Consider the following 19322-nt stretch of genomic DNA (forward strand, 5'->3'; position numbering starts at 1 on the left):
GTGTTGCGGAGCATATGGGAAGGCCCCGCGCGACGCCAAGGCCTCAGCCCAGCGTCAGGTCCCGGGGCGGCCGGATCCGCCGCCAGCGCGCCTCCACGAAGGCGAAGGCGCCGAAGGCCATCAGCCCCGCCGCCGTCAGCCCCAGCACCCACGACCCGCCGGGCTGGGCCTCCAGCGCGTCCAGCGCCGCCGCCGTCGTCGTCACCTCGCCCGACCGCGCGTGCAGCCCCGCCAGGACCACGAAGGTCCCCAGCGGCAGATAGGCGAAGCCCCGCGCGCCATAGCCCGCCCGCGCCAGGGCCGTCGCCGGCCGGCGCACCGCCTCGGGACAGGCCAGGGCCGCGTCGAAGTCGTCCCGGAAGGCCCTGACGATGTTGCCGATCCCGACGCCCAGCACCACCAGCCCCGCCGCGATCAGCAGCAGACCGCCGAACGGCAGGTCCAGGATCCAGGCCGCCTTCTCCTGGTTCTCGGCGATGCTCTCGGCCCGTTCCGCCGCCTGGCTGGTCGCCTCCCCCGCCTCGTCCAGATACTCGAACACCCCCGCCGCCAGCAGGCCGTAGAACAGGCCGCTGGCCGCCTGGCCCGCCCGCGTGGCCCAGCCCTTGAGGTCGGTTCCCTCATGGTCGGCGTCGAACAGGGCCTGCAGCACGCGCCAGCCGACGAAGGCCCACAGGCCCAGGCCCAGCAGCACCAGCCAGACCCGCCCGAACGGCTGCTCCGCCAGCCAGCCCGCCGCCCCGCCCGCGCCCACCGCGTCGCCGATCCTGTCGGTCGCCGCCAGCAGGGTCAGCGCCCCCGCCGACAGATAGACGAAGCCCCGCGCTCCGTATCCGACCCGCGCCGCACCCTCGATCAGGCGCGACAGCCGGGGCGCGCGGCGCGCTGCGGGGACGCGGCTGCGGACGGCCTCGCCCAGGGCGGCGGCGGCGTGACGAAGACGGGCGAACATGGCGGCTCCAGCGCGGCGGAGCGGTTCAACGCCCCCGCCCGCCGATGGCTCCCGCGCTCAGGCGCGCGCGGCGTGAGCCGCCGGCAGCTCCAGCACGACCTTCAGCCCGCCCATGTCGCTGTCGCCCAGGGTCAGCCGCCCGCCGTAGGCGCGCGTCAGGTCCTCGACGATCGACAGGCCCAGGCCCGAGCCGGGCGCGCTCTCGTCCAGCCGGGCGCCGCGCTTCATCACCGTCTCGCGCTGGTCGGCGGGCAGGCCGGGGCCGTCGTCCTCGACCACCACCACCATCTGGCCCAGGCCGTTCTCGCCGGCCGAGACGCGGACGCGGCGGGTGCTGAACTTGGCCGCGTTCTCGATCAGATTGCCCAGGATCTCCTGCAGGTCCTGCCGCTCGCCCAGGAAGGCCAGGTCGTCGGGCGCGCGCCAGTCGATCTCGGCGCCCTTGTCGCGGAAGACCTGTTCGATCATGACCGCCAGCTCGTCCAGCACCTCGGGCACCGGCGTGGTCTCGCCCAGGCCGTGGGCGGCGCGGGCGGCGGCGCGGGCGCGGCGCAGATGGTGGTCGACCTGGCCCTGCATGACCCGGGTCTGGCGCCGCACCAGTTCGGGCAGCGAGCCTTCGGCGGTCCCGGCCTCGGCCAGCATGACCGAGATCGGGGTCTTCAGCGCATGGGCCAGGTTGCCGACATGGGTGCGCTGGCGCTCGACCACCTCCTGGTTATGGTCCAGCAGCCGGTTGACCTGTTCGGCCAGGGGCTGGATCTCCAGCGGATAGGACCGTTCGATCCGCGCCGCCTGGCCGTGGCGCACGGCCGCGATCTCGTTGCGCAGGTCATACAGGGGCCGCAAGCCGACCTGAACCTGAATGAAGACCGCCGACACCAGGATGAAGCCCAGGATCAGCAGGGCGACCCAGGTCAGGGTGGCGAACTGCCGGGTGTCCACATCGACGTTGGACCGGTCGATGGCGGCGAAGAAGACCACCGGCGTGGTCCGTCCCGGCAGGGACTTCATGCTGGCCGCCACCCGCAGCGGCTCGCCTGCCGGGCCTGTGGCGTTATAGGTGATGGTCTGGCCGTAGGCGTCGTCCAGCCGCCCCGGCAGGTCCGCCGGCACCGTCAGGTCCTCGCCGTACAGCGAGTCCGAGCGGGTGATGATCCGCAGCCCCCCGGCCAAAGTCGGCTCGGCCGTCATCCAGTACTTGCCCGAAAACACCCGCAGGGTGGGGGCGTCCATGATCTGGGGCGTCAGAACCTTGCCGCTCGCCGTCACCGTGCGCACCACCAGTTCGTCGGTGGTCTCGCTCAGTACATTGCCCAGGCGGCGCAGGGCCGATTCCTGGAACTGGTTGGTCAGGACGAAACCGGTCGCCACCAGGGCCAGCAGAATCCAGCCGGCGGCCAGCCAGATCAGCCGCCGCGTCAGCGACCTGCCCGGCCGCCCGAACCAGCGGCCCCAGCCGCCGGGCGGCGTCCGCCGCGCCCCAGCCCCTGCTTCGGTCATTGCGGCGCGATCACGCCGCCTCGGACTCGCCCGTCAGGGGCGCCAGGCGATAGCCCAGGCCGCGCACGGTCTCGATCCGGTCGGATCCGATCTTCTTGCGCAGCCGGCCGATGAAGACCTCGATGGTGTTGGAATCCCGATCGAAGTCCTGATCGTACAGATGTTCGACCAGCTCCGTGCGGCTGATGACCCGGCCCTGGTGCATCATCATATAGTGCAGCAGCCGGTACTCCAGCGAGGTCAGGCGCAGGGGCTCGCCGTTGACATTGGCGCGGGCCGCGCGCGGGTCCAGACGCAGGCCGCCGCACGACAGGGTGGCCGAAGCGATGCCGGCCGAGCGGCGCAGCAGGGCCCGCAACCGCGCCAGCAGTTCTTCGGTATGGAAGGGTTTGGTCAGATAGTCGTCGGCCCCGGCATCGAAGCCCGACACCTTGTCCGACCAGGCGCCGCGCGCCGTCAGGATCAGGACCGGCGTCGCCTTGCCCTCGCGCCGCCAGCGCTCCAGCACCGAGACCCCGTCGATCTTGGGCAGGCCCAGGTCCAGCACGATCACGTCATAGGGTTCGGTGTCGCCCAGGAACCAGGCCTCTTCGCCGTCGGCGGCGTGGTCCACCGCATAGCCGGCGTCGGCCAGGGCGCCCTTCAGCTGACGCGACAGGTCGGCGTCGTCTTCAACCAGCAGGACACGCATCGTCAGTCTTCTCCCACCACGCGGCCCGAGCGGGCGTCCACGCGAATATCAGCGACCCGCCCGCCGGGATATTCCCAGCGCACCACCACCGTGTCGCCGCGCGGGCTGACGCCCAGCATGCGTCCGTCGCGTCCGGCCCCGACCCGGCGCACCACGGCGCCCAGATCGGCGCGCGGCCCGTCGGCCGAGGGTCGGTCGCGCGAGGGGGCGTCGCGGCGCTGGTCCTGCTGCGGACGCTCTCGGTCCTGGTCGCGCGACTGCGCCAGGGCCTGGGTCGCGGGGACCAGGGCCATCAGGGCGGCGATCAGGAGGGCGCGGGTGCGGTTCATGAAGTCGCTTCTACGGGGCCGGCTCTGAACAGCCGCTGAACGGGGTGTTTGGAAACGGGCGATACGGCCGAAAAGCCGCACGTCCGTCGCATCTATAACAGAGATCGCGCGAACGGGTCTTCCTGCGCCGAAAAGATGAACGGCGGCTGAAACGCGGCGTTCAGATCGGGCTCAGGCGGGAGATGGCTTTCTGGGGACATCGCAGCCCCCGCCGGGGCGCCCCGCACCAGAAGGAACGATCCGATGCTGAACAAGAAAGTCTTCCTGCCCGCCCTCATCCTCGCCGCCGCCGCCTCGGCCGCCCTGCCCGCCGCCGCCCAGTCCTATGGCCCGTCCCATCACGCCCGACCGCCTGTCCATCATGCGGGCTACGGACACTGGTCGTCGATCAACGCCCGCCAGGCCAGTCTGGACCGCCGCATCGACCAGGGCGTCCGTTCCGGCCAGCTCAGCCGCCGCGAGGCGACCCGTCTGCGGGGCGAGTTCAACGGCCTGCTGCGGCTTGAGGCTCACTATCGTCGCGGCGGCCTGACCGCCTGGGAACGCACCGACCTGGACCGTCGCTTCGACCGTCTCTCGGCCCAGATCCGCAACGAACGCCACGATTGGGACCACCGTCGCGGCTGAACGCCATCTCGGTGATTTCCACGGGAGCGCGGTCCGAAAAGGGCCGCGCTCTTTCTCTTTGGGACGGCCCCGTGGGGCTTCGCCCTCGCTTCACAACCGCCGCCGCCAAAGATCGTCATTCGCCCTGGTGCGAAGTTTGAATGACCGTCAGACCTGGCCCGCCTACAGCTTGATGAACGGCTGCATCAGCCGCCCCAGCCAGCCGTCCAGTTCGATCTGCCCATCCAGCGCCACCACGCACAGGCAGGGATCGGGCGAGACCACGCGCGGTTGGTGCAGCACTTCGCCGTCCGCCTCCTCGAAGTCGCCGACATCGAACCGGGCGGTTTCGGTGGCGTAGGCGCCGTGGATGACGCAGGTCAGTTCGATCCCGCCGTGGGTGTGGCGCGGCGTCTCGCGGCCCGGACCGATCTCCAGCAGGATGACGCGGCAATCGCCGTCGCGCGGCGCATGGACGTCGCGGGCGCGCATGCCTGGTCCCAGCCATCGCCACGGTCCCAGCGCGTACCGGCGCAGGGGCTCAGGCAGGCCGACCATGTCGTTCAACGGCGTGGAGGCCAGAACCTGTCCGGCGTCGGCCTCGGCCCGCGCCAGGACGCGCGCCAGGGCGTCGTCCGGCATCGGCTCGGGCTCCAGATCGTTCAGCAACTCGCCGCCCACCGACTGGAGCGTGCGGACCCAGGCGTCGTTCTGCGGCCGCATCGCCAGATGGGCGGCGACCACCACGGCCTCGGGCGGGCTGAGGGTGCCGGCCGCATAGGCCAGGAGCCGTTCTTCGGAGGGGTTGTGACCGCCGGTCATGCCTCGCCTCCGGCGTCGTCCAACAGGGTGCGCAGTTTGATCATGGCCTTGCGTATTCGGGATTTCACTGTGCCCAGCGGCAGGTCCAGCCGCCGGGCGATTTCGGAATGGGGATTGTCCTGGAAGAAGGCCAAGCGAAGGACCTCGATCTGATCCGCCGTCAGCCGCGCCATGGCCGTCTTCAGGCGTGCGGCATCCTCGGCCATCAGCACGAGTTGGTCCGGCCGTTCCGGCTCCTCCTGCAACAGTTCGATCTCGGGCATCGGGGTGCGCCGGGCGTCCTGGCGCAGCACGTCCAGGCGCCGGTTGCGGGCGATGGTGAAGATCCAGGTCGCGGCCCGCGCCTTGGAGCTGTCGAACAGCTCGGCCTTGCGCCAGACGGTCAGCATGGCGTCCTGGGCGAAGTCCTCGGCCGCCCCCGCAGGCGCCCCGGCCTTCATCAGATAGGCCTTCAGACGCGGCGCGAAATGTTCGAACAGGCGCGCGAAAGCCTCGCGGTCCCGCCGTAACGCCACCGCCTCGATCAGCCGGTCATGCTCGCCGCCCATAGCCGTCACGGGTGGCCGAATCCGCTGAAGCGTTGAAACCTGTCCATCCATGAAACCTAGTACGGTTCTGGCGAAAGTCTGGATCATTTCGTGATCCGGCCGCGTGCGCGGCGCGTATCTTCGCCACCTGTAGCCCGCCCTCGGAGTCTTTATGTCCTTGTCGTCCCCTTCCAGCGAGACCGGTCCGCGCCTGCGGATCGCCGTCGTGGGCTCGGGGATCGCCGCCCTGTCCAGCGCCTGGCTGCTGTCGAAGCGCCACGACGTGACGATCTACGAGCGCGACGACCGCCTGGGGGGCCATTCCAACACCGTGGACGTCCGCGCCCCGACCGGAGAGACGGCGGTGGACACCGGCTTCATCGTCTTCAACGACGCCACCTATCCGAACCTGATCGCCCTGTTCGCCCATCTGGGGCTTGAGACGCGGGCCACCGACATGTCCTTCGCCGTGTCCCTGGATCTGGGCCGGTTCGAATATGCGGCGCCCGCCCTGTTCGCCCAGCGTCGCAACCTGTTCCGCCCGCGCTTCTGGTCGATGCTGAAGGAGATCCTGCGCTTCTATCGCTCGGCGCCCGGCGGCATGGCCGCCCTGGGCGACAGCGACGTGACCCTGGGCCAGTATCTGAAGCGCGAGGGCTTCAGCGAGGCCTTCCGCGACGACCATTTGCTGCCGATGGCCGCCGCCATCTGGTCGTCGCCGGCCCATACGCTGATGGATTATCCGGCGGAATCCTTCCTGCGCTTCTGCGGCAACCACGGCCTGCTGAAACTGGTCGGCCGGCCCCTGTGGCGCACCGTCGTCGGCGGCAGCCGGGCCTATGTCGAGGAACTGGCCCGTCAGGTCGGGGCCGGGCGAAAGGGCGACGCAGTCCGGCTCCGGCGCGGCGTGGACCAGGTCCAGCGCGTCGACGGCGGCGTCGTGGTCCACGACACCACCGGCGCCCGGGAGCGGTTCGACCATGTCGTCATCGGCGCCCACGCCGACCAGGCCCTGGCCATGCTGGCGGAGCCCACGGCGCGGGAACGTGAACTGCTGGGCGCCTTCCGCTACAGCCGCAACCTGACCATCCTGCACACCGACGCGGGCCTGATGCCCCGGCGCCGGCGGGCCTGGGCCTCGTGGAACTATATCGGCGCGGACGGCGGCCTGTGCGTCACCTACTGGATGAACAGGCTCCAGGGCCTGCCGGGCCAGGACCTGTTCGTCACCCTGAACCCGCCGCGCCCGCCGGCCGCCGGAACCCTGTTGCGCAGCGAAGTGTACGAGCACCCGATCTTCGACCCCGCCGCCATCAAGGCGCAGAAGTCGCTGTGGAGCCTGCAGGGCCAGGGCGGCGTCTGGTTCTGCGGCGCCCATTTCGGGGCCGGCTTCCATGAGGACGGGCTTCAGTCCGGTCTGGCGGTGGCCGAACAACTGGGCGGGGTGCGTCGTCCCTGGACCGTCGAGAACGAGAGCGGCCGCATCCATCTGTCCTCACCCTCGGTCCAGATGGAACCGGCGGCGTGACAGGCTCGGCCCTCTATGTCGGCAAGGTGTTTCACGCCCGTCTGCGGCCGACGCCGCACCGGCTGAACTACCGCGTCTTCTGGCTGATGCTGGACCTGGCCGAGATCGACGCCCTGCACGGCCGGCTGAAGACCTTTTCACGCAACCGGTTCAACCTACTGTCCTTCCACGACCGGGACCACGGCGACGGCTCGGACCGTCCGCTGCGGGCCCAGATCGAGACGCGGCTGGCCGAGGTCGGGGTGGACGTCGGCCAGGGCGCGATCCGTCTTCTGACCATGCCGCGCGTGTTCGGCTTCGTCTTCAACCCGATCAGCCTCTATTACTGCCATCACGAAGACGGGCGGCTGGCCGCCATGGTCTATGAGGTCACCAGCACCTTCGGCGAGCGGCGGTCCTATGTCCTGCCCGTCCTGGCGGCCGACGCCCAAGCCGGCCGGTTCCGGCAACAGACCGACAAGCGCCTGTATGTCTCACCCTTCATGGCCATGGGCATGACCTATGACTTCCAGGGTCAGACGCCGGGCGACACCCTGGGCCTGGCCATCAACGGATCGGATAGCGGGGGCCTGCTGATCGCCACCAGCATGAGCGGCGCGCGTCGGCCGATGTCCGACCGCGCCCTGATCGCCGCCGCCCTGTCCATGCCCCTGCTGACGCTGAAGGTCGTGGCCGCCATCCATTGGGAGGCGCTGAAACTCTGGCTGAAGCGCGTGCCCCTGACCCGCAAGCCCGCGCCGCCCCCCGACGTGCTGGACCTGCGGCACAGGGGTTAGGGGCCTCAGCCCCCCAGGGTCATGGCGCGCGCCAGATCGGCGATTTCGTCGCGCGTGATGAAACCGTCGCGGTTGCGGTCGGCGGCGGCGAAACGGTCGCCGTTCAGGGCGCGGAACTCGTTCAGATCGACGGCGCGGTCATTGTTGCGGTCAATGGCGCGCAGCTTCTGAATCTGCTCGCGGCTGGGTCGCCGCTGCGGAGCGGGCGCGCCGTCCGGGCGCAGGGCGCGCAGTTCGGACATCGTCAGACGGCCGTCGCGATCGGCGTCGGCCCGGGCGAACCGGCCCTCGCGCGCAGCGTCGAACTCGACCCGCGACAGGCGCCCGTCATTATTGACGTCCGCCTGCTGGAACAGGGCGCGACCGGCGCCTGTCGGGGTCTGGGCGGGCGCGGCCGTGGCGACGACGGCGATCGCCGCGGCGGACAGGACGGACAGAACAAGGCTTTTCATCGGGCTCTCGATCGGAAAAAGGGGCCCCGGCCGCACGGTTGGGGGGACGCGGCCGGGGCGACGGGCGGAGCCGGGGGTGAGGCGCTCCGCCCGAACCTGGAAAGGGGGTCAGTAGGGGCGGGTGACTGTAGAACTGCGCGTGGCGCCATTGTTCGCGGTGGCGGTGCGGTTCACGGTGACGCCGTCGTCGTCGCGATAGGCGTCGATCTGGCGTTCATAGCCGTAGCCGTGCGAGGTCTGCACGGTGGACGACCGGCTGTAGTGGTCGTCGCCGTAGGCGGTCGAAGCCGCGCGGGTCTGGGTGTTCCCGGCCGGGCCGGTGCGAACGGCCGTCGTGGCGTAGCCGTTCCCGGTGTCCACCGTGGTCCTGGCGCGGGCGCTGGACCAGCCCTGGCCGTCCACTGATCCATAGCGGGAGACCGACGCCGAGCCGGGGCTGCGATAGATATCCGCGCCGCGCATGGCGCTGTGCTGGGCGCCGGTGACGCTGGCCGAGCGGTGGCGGGAAACCGACTGAGCCATGGCGCTGTCGGCCGCAGCGACGAGGCCGGCGACCACCAGCAGGCCCGTCAGGGCGGCGGCTGCGAAGGGACGACGGGAGGTCATGGGCAGGCTCCTTGTGCGAGGTCCGGCCTGTTCCGGACGACTGCAGACTGACAGATCGGCCCGTCCGGGGTGTGTCGCCCCGGCGCCCGTGCGTAACAGCGTGTATCCTCTACTGGCGGGGCCGAGGCGGTTGCGCCAAAGCTTGGCCCATGACGACGGCTTTGATCCATCTGGTCGAGGACGACCCCGAAATCCGCGACCTGGTCTGCGCCCTGCTGGCGCGCGAGGGTCTGGACTGCGCGGCCTTCCCCGACGCCGCAGCCTTTTGGCGAGCCTGGGCGGTCCAGCGACCGGACCTGGTGGTGCTGGACCTGATGATGCCGGGCGAGGACGGCCTGTCGGTCTGCCGCCGCATCCAGGGCGCGGTCCCGGTGCTGATCGCCTCGGCGCGAGGCGAACCCATGGACCGGATCGTGGGGCTGGAGGTCGGGGCCGACGACTATGTCGCCAAGCCGTTCGTGCCGCGCGAGCTGGTCGCCCGCATCAAGGCCCTGCTGCGTCGCCGCGACCGGGCCGAACCCCGGCCGCCGGCCCGCCGTCTCGCCTTTGGCGGCTGGCGCCTGGACCTCGCCTCCCGCGCCCTGACCGATGCGGATGGCCAGGCGGTGGAGCTGACCGGCGGGGAGTTCGACCTGCTGGCCGCCTTCGTCAGGCGTCCGCAGCAGGTCCTGTCTCGCGACGACATCATGGACGTGCTGAAGGGCCGCCAGGCCGACGTCTTCGACCGCTCCATCGACATCCAGGTCTCGCGCCTGCGCCGCAAGCTGGGCGACCATCCCCGCGAATCCCGGCTGATCCGCACGGTGCGCAACGCCGGCTATCTGTTCACCGCAGACGTCGAGGTCCAGTCGTGAGACGCCTGGGCCTCGCCAACCGCCTGACGCTGACGCTGGTCCTGGTCGTGGTGGCGCTGCAGGCGGTCAGCGTCCTGGGCCTGATGAGGTTCCAGCGCGGCGATCAGGACGAATGGCGCCTGCCTGTGCCGGTGCGGATCGCCGCCGCCGCCGCCGCCCTGGACCGCACGCCGTCGCAAGAGCGGGACGACCTGCTGGTGGCCCTGAACGGCGACGCCACCCGCTTCTTCATCGCCGACGGGGTTCCGGCCGGCTATCGCGCGCACGGCGGCCCCCTGCCCGCGCTGTTGCGCAGCTATGACGCGGCCCTGGGCGCGCGCGACGTCCGCCTGCTGGTTCCCGAGGAGCGCCGCCGCTTCCGCCCTCAAGTCCAGCGACGACAGACCGCCGTCTATGCGGTGTCGGTCGCGTTGGCGGACGGCCAGAGGCTGGTGGTCGCGCCGGGCCTGGGGCAACGTCGCCGCAGCATGGCCATGGCCGCCCTGGTGTTCAGCCTGCTGGTCGGGCTGACGGCCGCCTTCCTCGTGTGGCGGATGGTGCATCGGGCGACCCGCGACCTCCAGGCCATCGCCGACGCTTCCGACCGTTTCGCCCGCGATCTCGGCGCCCCGCCGATGGACGAGACCGGCCATGCCGAGGCGCGCCGCGTGGCCTCGGCCTTCAACCGCATGCGGGCGCGCATCAAGGCCCTGGTAAGCGAGCGCATGCGGATGCTGGCCGCCGCGGCGCACGACCTGAAGACCCTGATGACCCGGCTTCGGCTACGGGTCGCCCTGATCGAAGACCCGGACCAGCGGGCGCGGGCGGACCGGGACGTGGCCCTGATGGCCACCTTGATCGAGGATGTGCTGCTGGTCGCGCGCGGCGAGGAAAGACCCGCTGTCCTCGCCCCCGTCGATGTCGCCGAACTGGTGACGGAACTGGTGCGGGAACGCGCCGCCCTGGGCCAGGCGGTGACCCTGGGACGGCTGGAGGCGGGACGGGTCCAGGCCGACACGGGCGGCCTGCGCCGGATTCTCGAGAACCTGATCGAGAACGCCGTGACCTACGCCGGTTCAGCCGAGGTCGGCTTCGAACGCGACGACGACCGCTGGCGGCTGACGGTCGTCGATCACGGTCCCGGCCTGTCGCCGGCGTTCGAGGCCCAGGCCTTCGAGCCCTTTGCGCGGGGCGAGGCGTCGCGCAGTCGCGAGACCGGCGGTTCCGGTCTGGGCTTGGCGATCGCCCGTTCCCTAGCTCAGCAGATGGGCGCGAGCGTCCGCCTGGAGACCACGCCCGGCGGCGGCCTGACCGCCGTGATTCTGTTCAGGACCGACTGACTACCGCGCCCTACCGCGCCGAGGATCCGACGATCCTCGACAGGCCTTCGACCAGGGCGTCGAAAACGGCGCGGCAGCGGGCGTTTCCGCGCAGATCCCCGTGCATGACGATCCAGGTCTCCAGCGCCATATGAAAGGCGTCGGGCAGGACGCGGACCAGATCCGGCTGGCGCGCCGCGACGACGGTCTGGCAGATGCCGATCCCGAACCCGGCGCGGATGGCCGCCAGCTGGGCCACGTCGCTGTCCACCCTCAGGGCGAAGGCGTCGCGGCTCAGGGCCGGATACTGCTGGACCGCAGCCCGGATCGCGGGGGTTTCGACATCATAGCCGATCAGGTCGTGATCCTTCAGATCGGCCAGGGTCCGGGGCGTCCCGCGTCGCGCCAGATAGTCGCGATGGGCGTGCAGGCCGATGGCCAGGGCGCCGACATGGCGCGAAACCAGGGCCTGCTGCTCGGGCCGGACCATGCGAACGGCCACATCGGCCTTGCGCTGCAACAGATCGTCCAGGGCGTTGGACGGCGACAGCTCCAGCGCCAGCCCCGGATGGGCCTGACGCATCCGGGCCAGTATGGGCGGCAGATGTTCGACCGCCACCACCTCGCTGGCGCTGATCCGCACCGTGCCGGAGAGGGCGCCGCCCCCGCCCCCACCCTCGGCTGTGCGGCGCAGGGCGGCCGAGGTCGCGGCCAGCCGCTCGGCCAGGGGCTTCAGCTCCAGCGCCGCGTCCGTGGGGGACAGGCCCCGGGGCGTGCGCAGGAACAGCTTGGCGCCCAGGGCCGTCTCCAGGGCGTCGATATGGCGGGCGATGCTGGGCTGGCTCATGTCCAGACGCCGCGCCGCGCCGGACAGCGACCCCTCGCGCAGCACGGCGTGGAAGGTGCGATACAGATCCCAGCTCGGCTCACTGTTCATTGGTTTTCGTATAGCAGGTGCAGATATTTCGACAATTCCGTTGATCCGGCGTTCGGTCGATACAGGCTTCATCAAACGGATGGAGCGCGACATGACGACGAAATCAGCCCTGGTTCTGGGCGCCACGGGCGGCGCGGGCGGGGCGGTGGCCGAGCGGCTGCTGAAGGCGGGATGGTCGGTGCGCGCCCTGCATCGCCGACCCGAGGGCGTGCGCGGCGACGCGCGGATCGCCTGGATCAGGGGCGACGCCATGTCGGCGGCGGACGTCGCGGCGGCGGCCGAGGGCGTGTCCCTGATCGTCCATGCGGTCAATCCGCCCGGCTATCGCAACTGGAACACCCTGGTCCTGCCGATGCTGGACAACACCATCGCGGCGGCCGAACGGAACGGCGCGCGCATCCTGCTGCCCGGCACGGTCTATAACTACGGCCCCGACGCCTTCCCCGACATCGCCGAGGATGCGCCCCAGAACGCCAGGACCCGCAAGGGCCGCATCCGGGTCGAGATGGAACGTCGCCTGAAGGCGGCCGCCGATCGCGGCCGGGCCAAGGTGCTGATCGTCCGCGCCGGCGACTTCTTCGGGCCTGAGGCGGCCAACAACTGGTTCAGCCAGGGCCTGGTCAGGGCCGGTGAACGGCCGACCGCGATCACCTATCCGGGCAAGCCGGGCGTCGGGCACCAGTGGGCCTATCTGCCGGACGTGGCGGAGGTGATGGTCCGCCTGGTCGAACGCAACGACCTGGAGGCTTTCGCCCGCTTCCACATGGAGGGCCAGTGGGACGCCGACGGAACCCGGATGACCGGCGCCATCCGCCGCGTCCTGGGCGAGCCCAAACTGCCGATCAAGCCCATGCCCTGGCTGGTGATGCGTCTGGCCGCGCCCTTCGTGCCGCTGATGCGCGAACTGATGGAGATGGCCTATCTGTGGAAACGCCCGGTCCGCCTGACCAACGCCCGGCTGGAGGCCCTGATCGGCCCCGAACCGCGCACCCCGCTCGACGAGGCCGTGCGGGCCACCCTGGCGGGGATCGGCAGCCTGTATCCGGCCCATGCGGACAGGCGCCCGTAGAGGCGACGGGCGAAGAAGACTGACTGTAGAAGGGAGAATGGTGGACGCGACAGGGATTGAACCTGTGACCCCCTCGATGTCAACGAGGTGCTCTCCCGCTGAGCTACGCATCCGCCGTAGAGCCCCGGGAAATCGCCCCAGGGCGGGAAGAGCGGTCGTATAGCGGCCCGGCCTGGCGGCATCAAGCCGATTTCACGGCCAGATTACGATTTTTGGGAGAACAGCGTTAAACGCGCCGCTCCGGTTTCAACGTCAGGCCGCGACCATCCGTTCGACTTCGCTGACCAGGTCGCGCAGATGGACCGGCTTGGACAGGACCTTGGCCTGGGGCGTGGCCTGGGCGGCGGTCAGGGCGACGGCGGCGAAGCCGGTGATGAACATGATGCGCAGGCCCGGCTGGCGGGCGGCGGCGACGCGCGCCACCTCGATCCCGTCGGCGCCGGGCATGACGATGTCGGTCAGCAGCAGGTCGTAGGGGCCGTGTTCCAGGGCGTCGATGGCGTCGTCGCCGTTCTCGCAGTCGACGACATGATGCCCTGCCCGCTCGAGCGCCCGGGTGAGGAAACCGCGAAGCGAACTGTCGTCTTCGGCCAAAAGGATGCGCGCCATTCGAGAAGTGCCCGTTTAATCAGGGACGCAACCTAGGCCGACAAGCGTAAACCGGCGATGAAATTCACCGGTCGAACGTCTTCCTTCCACAGCGAAACCCGCTATGCGGGGATCATGACCACGGACGGGGCCAGTTTCGCGATCAGCCTGCCGCCCGCCGCGGCCCCGGAAACGGCCCTGGTCTTCGCCTCGCCCCATTCGGGCGAGACCTATCCCGACGACATGGGGGCCTTCGCCGGACTGGCCCGCGCCAGCCTGAAAAGCGCCGAGGACGCCCTGGTCGGCGCCCTGGTGCGCGAAGGGCCGGCCCATGGGGCGCCCCTGATCGAGGGGCGGATCGGCCGGGCCTATCTGGACCTGAACCGCGACCCTGGCGAACTGGATCCGGACCTGATCGTCGATGCGGACGGGCCGGTGGGGGCCAAGACCCGGGCTGGATACGGCGTCATCCCCCGGCTGTCGGGCGACGGCCTGGCCCTGTATGATCGGCGGCTGTCCCTGGCGGAGGCCCAGGCGCGCATCCGGACCGCCCACGCCCCCTATCACACGGCCCTGGCCGAACTGATGGAACGGACGCGGGCGCGACGGGGCCGGGCCGTGCTGATCGACTGGCATTCGATGCCGACGCGGGCGGTGGGGGCGGAGGTGGTGCTGGGGGACCGGCACGGGTCGTCGTGCCAGGCGCGACTGACCCGGCGACTGCGCGACCTGTTCGAGGGGCTGGGCTGGCGGGTGGCGCTGAACCATCCCTACGCCGGGGGCTGGTCCACCCAGTTCTGGGGCCGGCCGGCGGACGGCTATGAGGCGATCCAGATCGAACTGAGCCGCAAACTGTATCTGGACGAGGCGACCCAGACGCCCAACGCGGCCCACGCCGCGACCCGCAAGGCGCTGAATCGCGTCATCGCCGCCCTGTGCGCGGATGACGGGGCGGCCTGACCCCGGCCCCCTGCCCCCGGATCGCGGATCGGCACGGGACGAAAAAAAGCCGCGCCCGGAGGCGCGGCATAAAAGTCTATAGGGAGGAAACGCCCAGGAAGGGCAAGACGCCCGGAGGCGTCGAAGGTCAATCTAGGTTGCGATGCACAATCGGTCAAGCGCTGCGCGCGGTTTTCGGGTCACGGCATGTTACGCAATTACGGCGCTTTCGCCCCAATTCGACGCACCGGGGCAGGAGAGGACGTCCCCTGTCGCACCTGCAAAATAACCGTCATTCACCCAGCAGGCGCCGCGCATTTCGAATGGCGCGGGCGGCGGGCGACGCCTCCTGGCGATAGATCAGCAGGCCGAAGGACGAGGCCACGCCCAGGGCCAGCCACAGAGGGCCGAACAGCCAGGCCGCCGCCGCCAGGGCGAAATAATAGCCCCGGACCCCCTGGCTGAACGAACTGAGCGCGGGATTGAGCAGTTCGGCCGCCGCCTCGCCGAACGCCTTGCGGTCGATCTCCTTGTTGATCTCGGGCGCCGAGCCGATCAGGGCCAGGGTGTAGTTCATCTGGCGCAGGGCCCAGATGAAATCCAGGAAGCCGCGCGCCAGGCAGATCAGCACCAGGGCCAGCTTGGCCTCCAGGATCCTGGTCGGCACATTGTCCGCTCCGACGGCGGCGAAGCCTTCCAGCTTGCTCTCGCCCCCGAACAGGATGCCGCCCACCGCCGCGATCAGCAGCAGATTGGTCGAGGCGAAGAAGGAGGCCGAGTTGATCGAATGGCCCATCAGCTGGCTATCGACCAGGCGGATCTCGCGGTGGGTCATCGACGCCATCCAGACCCGGCGGACATGGCTCATGTCGTCGTTCAGCGAACCGCCGTGGCGGCCGATGAACTTCAGGATCGGCGCATAGCCGAGCCAGCAGATGAAGAAGAGCGCCAGCGCGGCCCAATCAACCCAGGTCATCGCGCGAATTGAGCCCAGTCGCCGCTGTGGCGCAAGTCCGCCGACTCAAGTCGCGCTTGCCGAGGCCGCGCGCGCGTCCTATCACGCGCGCCTCACAGAATTTCGCAGACGCAGCAAAGACCCCGCCATGAACCTCGACGCTATTCCGGTCGGCCCGAACGCTCCCTGGGACGTCAATGTCGTCATCGAAATCCCGCAGGGCGGGCTGCCGGTGAAATACGAGATGGACAAGAAATCCGGCGCCCTGTTCGTCGATCGCTTCCTGCACACCGCCATGTACTATCCCGGCAACTACGGCTTCATCCCGCACACCCTGTCGGACGACGGCGATCCCTGCGACGTGATCGTGCTGAACCCGACGCCGGTCGTGCCCGGCTGCGTCATCCGCTCGCGCCCCATCGGCGTGCTGATGATGGTGGACGAGGCCGGCGGCGATGAGAAGATCCTGGCCGTGCCGGTCGACAAGCTGAACCCCTATTACACCGACGTCGCCAGCTATCGTCAGCTGCCGGCCATCCTGATCGAGCAGATCGAACACTTCTTCACCCACTACAAGGATCTGGAGAAGGGCAAGTCGGTCACGGTCAAGGGCTGGGGCGACGCCGGCGAGGCCGCCGAAATGATCGCCAAGGGCATGCAGGCCCACCAGGACAAGCTGGCCGCCAAGAAGGCCGGCAAGGCCGCCTGATCCAGGCTCTCGCCTCCTCCCCCTCCGGGGGAGGTGGCGCGGCGCTTCTCCAGCGCCGTGACGGAGAGGGCGCCCCCGCAAGACCGGCGCCTCTGCGACGCCCAGAACCCCTGCCCGCCACGCCTGCCCTCGCGCTCGCTTAGGCCAGGCCCATGGGCGATCTCCTCCCGCCCGAAGGAGACGGGCGCGCGCCAAAGTCTGCTTTCCGGCCTGCCGTCGATTTCGCAAACCGACCCATAGCGGACCTTCGTCGGCGAGCTGATCAGCAGGTCGGAGGAGCCCCTGCCTTGAAGCTGTCGACATATTCGGCAACCGGCCCGAGGCCAACCGAAGCTCTAAATTCGTCGACGCGCCCCGCATCCTCAAGCCGCCAAAGCGTCCACTGACCGGTGCCGTAAGGGCAGGTCATCTGTGTCCCGTATCTCTGCGGTTGATCTCTCGTCATCTGAAGCCGGTCATACATCATGGCGTACTCCGAACCGGCGACTTCCCCGCTGGGTACAAGGTCGGCGAGAATCGGCAGAAAGCGCTCCCACAGCGTCTCATCGCCATGCTGCACAATGAGGAACGCCGACGCGGCTGCGTTGTCGCCGTAGCGACTTTTTCTGAACCACCCCTCCTCCGGAACCATCGCCAATAACTGCTCTTGGTTTTCGATATCGATCGCCCGCACCTCTGGCCAAAGCGCGCGTCGAACTCGCCCGCGTTCGGGGGGCGGCACGTTCGCCATAGCCCTCCAAAGACCTTGTCGAGCGGCCTGGTCGATAGCCCCCATGCGCTCCAGGCGTTCTTGATCCGTCTGTGGTGGAGGCAATGCACTCTGAGCGCCCTTTACTTCCGCGATGCTGGTACGCAGAGCGTTCAAGGCCGTTTCAGTTAGCGGATCAGGCGCCGTCGCTTGCGCAACCATCAGTGTAAGCGTTGCAATGTTGTGGATCATGACGCTCTCCCTAGAACACCCATCAGATGGTGCTCAGGATGAGCAGTCAAGGATTGGAAAATGTCGTTTGGCTGTGCCCGCTTCCCATCTGTGGACGCCCCCTTCAGCGCAAGAGTGATTTTCGGGAATTTCTGACACGTAGTCGGATGCTGCCATCTGTCCGGCCTGTTGATGCGGTCGCTCAAAGACCGCTGGCCTGTATGGGAGTTCGCGGATCCGGTCCAAATCACCCACGGCGTGCTCGAAGCACAGTGGAAAGCCCTGGTTTTCCTGATCCCGTCTCGCCGACTGTTGCGCCATACGCTCCTTCGCTCATCCCTACGCTTCGACGTCTCGCGGTCGTGCTGGCTAGGCCGACACGACCGGAGCTCGGTAGACATCGCCCTTGGCCAAGAGCGCCCAGACTATGCGGGCGTTCTTGTTCGCCAAGGCGACGATGACCAACATCTTGGGCTTTCTCTCCAGCATCTGGCTCAGCCAGGAACCTGCTGGCGCGCCCCGAATGACGGCCTGTTTGATCACCGCGCTGGCCCCGATGGTCAGCAGCCGTCGAAGCGTTCGCTCGCCCATCTTGGTGATCGCGCCGAGCTTCTGCTGACCGCCGGTGGATCGTTGTCGCGGCGTCAGTCCCAGCCAGGCGGCGAAGTGCCGACCGCTCTTGAAGGCTTCGGGTGACGGGGCCAGTGCGACCAAGGCTGTAGCTGTGATGGGACCGATCCCGGGAATGGTCATCAGTCGACGCGCAACCGGATCGTTCTTGGCCCGGGAAGCAATCTCCGCATCGAGCACGGCGATCTGCTGGTCCAGCGATCGGAGGGTCGAGACCAGGACGAGAAGAATCGTCCGCGCGGCGGTTGGAAGCGCCTCTGCCGGATCTTCGACGCGCGCGATCAACCTATCGACGTGCGGAACGCCCTTGGGAACAATCCAGCCGTATTCGGCCAGGTGACCGCGCAGGGCGTTGATCGTCTGGGTTCGCTGCCGGACCAGAAGGTCGCGGGCCCGAAAGACCACGCTGCTGGCCTGCTGCTCCTCCTCCTTCAGCGGCACGAACCTCATACTGGGGCGCTGCGCCGCCTCACAGATGGCTTCGGCATCGGCCGCATCGTTCTTCTGACGCTTCACGAACGGCTTTACATAGATGGGCGGGATCAATCGGATCGTATGACCCTGGCGGGCCAGCTCACGCCCCCAGTAATGGGCGCCGGCGCAGGCCTCCATCGCCACCACGCAGGGCGACAGGCCAGCGAAGAACGCCAGCAATCGGCCTCGACCCAACTTCTTGCGAAACACCACCTCGCCCGAGGCATCAGCGCCATGCGCTTGAAAGATGTTCTTGGCGAGATCCAGACCGACAGTGCTAACTTGTTCCACGGACGCCTCCTTCGAGTGCTGTTCAACACCTCACTCTGGCACATAGATGCCGTCGGGGGGCGTCCACCCCATCACCCCTAGCGGCAGTTCGGCGCGTCCGCTTTTGGGCTGTGGGCCCGACGTCCGTTTTCCGGGCTGGTGTCGATGTCGTGGTCCGACCCGAGGCAGACATCGGGAACCGCCCCCCCCCCCCACGGCCATTCGACAGGCCTGGTTTGCGCCTGATCAAGGCGGCCGCCGGAACTGTCCTGCAATCAGAACGCTGTGTCTTCTATAGTCACGCTTGGAATGGTCCTTTGAAAATCGCCTGTCCCCTCGTCGTCCTGCCAATCCTGGCCTTGGGCCTATCCAGCCTTGGGGCCTGCGCCTCCATGCCTGGCCTATCGGGCGTCGAGCTGAACCGGGATCAAGCGTCCCAGGGCGGAAAGACTTTTGGCGAGGGCGTGGGCCAGGCGGCGACGGCTCCACTGGACGATCTCAACCTGCGGCGACAGGAGGTGCCAGAGGTTCTGATCACCGCGCGCCGCGCCCCCTATGCGACGGCGGGCCTTCAGCGTTGCTCGGCCGTCGTCGCCCAGATCGACGCCCTGGACGAGGCCCTCGGCCCGGATGTCGATCAGCCGACGCCGGCGACCGGCACGGGCGACCAGGCCGCCAATGCCGCGCTCGACATGGTTCGCGACACGGCCACGGATTTCATCCCGCTAAGGAGCTGGGTGCGTCGTCTGTCGGGCGCTGCGGCCCATGACCGGGAGGTTCAGGCGGCGATCCGTGCAGGCCTGGTCCGCCGCGGCTTTCTCAAGGGCATCGCTCATCAGCGCCGCTGCACGCGGACGGCGGGATAGTCACCGTTCGGAGGGAAGCGGA

The 19322-nt window shown here is 69.1% G+C and carries 22 protein-coding genes and 1 tRNA gene; 9 read left to right on the forward strand and 14 right to left on the reverse strand.

From position 1 onward, the window contains the following. Nucleotides 1-43: 43 nt before the first annotated feature. From GYM46_RS05425 to GYM46_RS05440, 4 genes are read right to left on the reverse strand one after another with little or no spacing between them, the layout of a single operon-like run. On the reverse strand, nucleotides 44-952 hold the full coding sequence (locus tag GYM46_RS05425; RefSeq protein WP_008263961.1) for a DUF1206 domain-containing protein: 909 nt from the start codon (nucleotides 950-952) through the stop codon (nucleotides 44-46). Between the two features lie 57 nt (nucleotides 953-1009). Then, entirely contained in the window at nucleotides 1010-2455 is a 1446-nt protein-coding gene (locus GYM46_RS05430; RefSeq protein ID WP_008262714.1) for a sensor histidine kinase, read from the reverse strand. Nucleotides 2456-2465: 10 nt separating this feature from the next. Next, on the reverse strand, nucleotides 2466-3146 hold the full coding sequence (locus GYM46_RS05435) for a response regulator transcription factor (protein ID WP_008263586.1): 681 nt from the start codon (nucleotides 3144-3146) through the stop codon (nucleotides 2466-2468). A 2-nt stretch (nucleotides 3147-3148) separates the two neighbouring features. After that, entirely contained in the window at nucleotides 3149-3475 is a 327-nt protein-coding gene (locus GYM46_RS05440; RefSeq protein ID WP_008259736.1) for a hypothetical protein, read from the reverse strand. 243 nt (nucleotides 3476-3718) lie between these two features. Between GYM46_RS05440 and GYM46_RS05445 the strand changes: the two genes are divergently transcribed. Further along, nucleotides 3719-4102: a hypothetical protein gene (locus GYM46_RS05445; protein WP_008260745.1), complete on the forward strand. Its 384-nt coding sequence runs from the start codon at nucleotides 3719-3721 to the stop codon at nucleotides 4100-4102. Between the two features lie 162 nt (nucleotides 4103-4264). Here GYM46_RS05445 and GYM46_RS05450 read toward each other — a convergent pair whose 3' ends face one another. Both GYM46_RS05450 and GYM46_RS05455 read right to left on the reverse strand, forming a co-directional pair. After that, a complete protein-coding gene (locus tag GYM46_RS05450; protein WP_008262026.1) occupies nucleotides 4265-4903 on the reverse strand; it encodes a ChrR family anti-sigma-E factor in 639 nt (212 codons plus the stop codon). Next, nucleotides 4900-5451, reverse strand: coding sequence for a sigma-70 family RNA polymerase sigma factor (locus GYM46_RS05455; RefSeq protein ID WP_008261895.1), 552 nt, complete (start codon nucleotides 5449-5451; stop codon nucleotides 4900-4902). Before GYM46_RS05455 ends, GYM46_RS05450 begins: the two co-directional genes overlap by 4 nt. A 151-nt stretch (nucleotides 5452-5602) precedes the next feature. Here GYM46_RS05455 and GYM46_RS05460 point away from each other — a divergent pair, with 151 nt between their 5' ends. Together GYM46_RS05460 and GYM46_RS05465 are read left to right on the forward strand one after the other, a co-directional pair. After that, a complete protein-coding gene (locus GYM46_RS05460) occupies nucleotides 5603-6958 on the forward strand; it encodes an NAD(P)/FAD-dependent oxidoreductase (protein ID WP_008259909.1) in 1356 nt (451 codons plus the stop codon). Beyond that, the gene (locus GYM46_RS05465; RefSeq protein WP_008260574.1) at nucleotides 6955-7734 is read left to right on the forward strand and encodes a DUF1365 domain-containing protein; all 780 of its coding nucleotides are present in this window, start codon (nucleotides 6955-6957) and stop codon (nucleotides 7732-7734) included. Before GYM46_RS05460 ends, GYM46_RS05465 begins: the two co-directional genes overlap by 4 nt. A 5-nt stretch (nucleotides 7735-7739) precedes the next feature. On the opposite strand, the gene GYM46_RS05470 is transcribed toward GYM46_RS05465, so the two are convergent. Both GYM46_RS05470 and GYM46_RS05475 read right to left on the reverse strand, forming a co-directional pair. Then, a complete protein-coding gene (locus tag GYM46_RS05470; RefSeq protein WP_008260600.1) occupies nucleotides 7740-8186 on the reverse strand; it encodes an EF-hand domain-containing protein in 447 nt (148 codons plus the stop codon). A 108-nt stretch (nucleotides 8187-8294) separates the two neighbouring features. Further along, nucleotides 8295-8792, reverse strand: a complete 498-nt coding sequence (locus GYM46_RS05475; protein ID WP_008258851.1) for a hypothetical protein — start codon at nucleotides 8790-8792, stop codon at nucleotides 8295-8297. A 149-nt stretch (nucleotides 8793-8941) separates the two neighbouring features. Between GYM46_RS05475 and GYM46_RS05480 the strand changes: the two genes are divergently transcribed. Next, entirely contained in the window at nucleotides 8942-9646 is a 705-nt protein-coding gene (locus tag GYM46_RS05480) for a response regulator (RefSeq protein ID WP_008262241.1), read from the forward strand. After that, complete coding sequence (locus GYM46_RS05485) at nucleotides 9643-10965, forward strand: sensor histidine kinase (RefSeq protein WP_008259032.1); 1323 nt, start codon at nucleotides 9643-9645, stop codon at nucleotides 10963-10965. Before GYM46_RS05480 ends, GYM46_RS05485 begins: the two co-directional genes overlap by 4 nt. Before the next feature lie 10 nt (nucleotides 10966-10975). On the opposite strand, the gene GYM46_RS05490 is transcribed toward GYM46_RS05485, so the two are convergent. Then, complete coding sequence (locus GYM46_RS05490) at nucleotides 10976-11881, reverse strand: LysR family transcriptional regulator (protein WP_008261539.1); 906 nt, start codon at nucleotides 11879-11881, stop codon at nucleotides 10976-10978. A gap of 91 nt (nucleotides 11882-11972) precedes the next feature. Between GYM46_RS05490 and GYM46_RS05495 the strand changes: the two genes are divergently transcribed. Continuing rightward, nucleotides 11973-12950 carry an NAD-dependent epimerase/dehydratase family protein gene (locus tag GYM46_RS05495; protein ID WP_040349902.1) on the forward strand — a complete coding sequence of 326 codons (978 nt, stop codon included), beginning with the start codon at nucleotides 11973-11975 and terminating at the stop codon, nucleotides 12948-12950. Between the two features lie 38 nt (nucleotides 12951-12988). On the opposite strand, the gene GYM46_RS05500 is transcribed toward GYM46_RS05495, so the two are convergent. Then, nucleotides 12989-13063, reverse strand: a tRNA-Val gene (locus tag GYM46_RS05500). Nucleotides 13064-13202: 139 nt separating this feature from the next. Next, entirely contained in the window at nucleotides 13203-13559 is a 357-nt protein-coding gene (cpdR, locus tag GYM46_RS05505) for a cell cycle two-component system response regulator CpdR (protein WP_008263073.1), read from the reverse strand. Between the two features lie 114 nt (nucleotides 13560-13673). Between cpdR and GYM46_RS05510 the strand changes: the two genes are divergently transcribed. Further along, complete coding sequence (locus tag GYM46_RS05510) at nucleotides 13674-14498, forward strand: N-formylglutamate amidohydrolase (protein ID WP_040349901.1); 825 nt, start codon at nucleotides 13674-13676, stop codon at nucleotides 14496-14498. A 271-nt stretch (nucleotides 14499-14769) separates the two neighbouring features. Here the strand turns inward: GYM46_RS05510 and GYM46_RS05515 are convergent, their stop codons facing one another. Then, nucleotides 14770-15453 carry a DUF599 domain-containing protein gene (locus GYM46_RS05515; RefSeq protein WP_008259721.1) on the reverse strand — a complete coding sequence of 228 codons (684 nt, stop codon included), beginning with the start codon at nucleotides 15451-15453 and terminating at the stop codon, nucleotides 14770-14772. 127 nt (nucleotides 15454-15580) lie between these two features. On the opposite strand from GYM46_RS05515, the gene ppa reads away from it, so the two are divergent. Then, nucleotides 15581-16141, forward strand: a complete 561-nt coding sequence (gene ppa / locus GYM46_RS05520; RefSeq protein ID WP_008261086.1) for an inorganic diphosphatase — start codon at nucleotides 15581-15583, stop codon at nucleotides 16139-16141. A gap of 262 nt (nucleotides 16142-16403) precedes the next feature. On the opposite strand, the gene GYM46_RS05525 is transcribed toward ppa, so the two are convergent. Beyond that, nucleotides 16404-17081 carry a DUF6624 domain-containing protein gene (locus GYM46_RS05525; RefSeq protein WP_050771590.1) on the reverse strand — a complete coding sequence of 226 codons (678 nt, stop codon included), beginning with the start codon at nucleotides 17079-17081 and terminating at the stop codon, nucleotides 16404-16406. 348 nt (nucleotides 17082-17429) lie between these two features. Further along, entirely contained in the window at nucleotides 17430-18455 is a 1026-nt protein-coding gene (locus tag GYM46_RS05530; protein WP_008258776.1) for an IS110 family transposase, read from the reverse strand. A 371-nt stretch (nucleotides 18456-18826) separates the two neighbouring features. Between GYM46_RS05530 and GYM46_RS05535 the strand changes: the two genes are divergently transcribed. Further along, nucleotides 18827-19300: a hypothetical protein gene (locus tag GYM46_RS05535; RefSeq protein ID WP_197019798.1), complete on the forward strand. Its 474-nt coding sequence runs from the start codon at nucleotides 18827-18829 to the stop codon at nucleotides 19298-19300. The last annotated feature ends 22 nt before the right edge of the window (nucleotides 19301-19322 follow it).

This window comes from Brevundimonas mediterranea, from assembly GCF_011064825.1.
GTDB classification, from domain to species: Bacteria; Pseudomonadota; Alphaproteobacteria; order Caulobacterales; family Caulobacteraceae; genus Brevundimonas; species Brevundimonas mediterranea_A.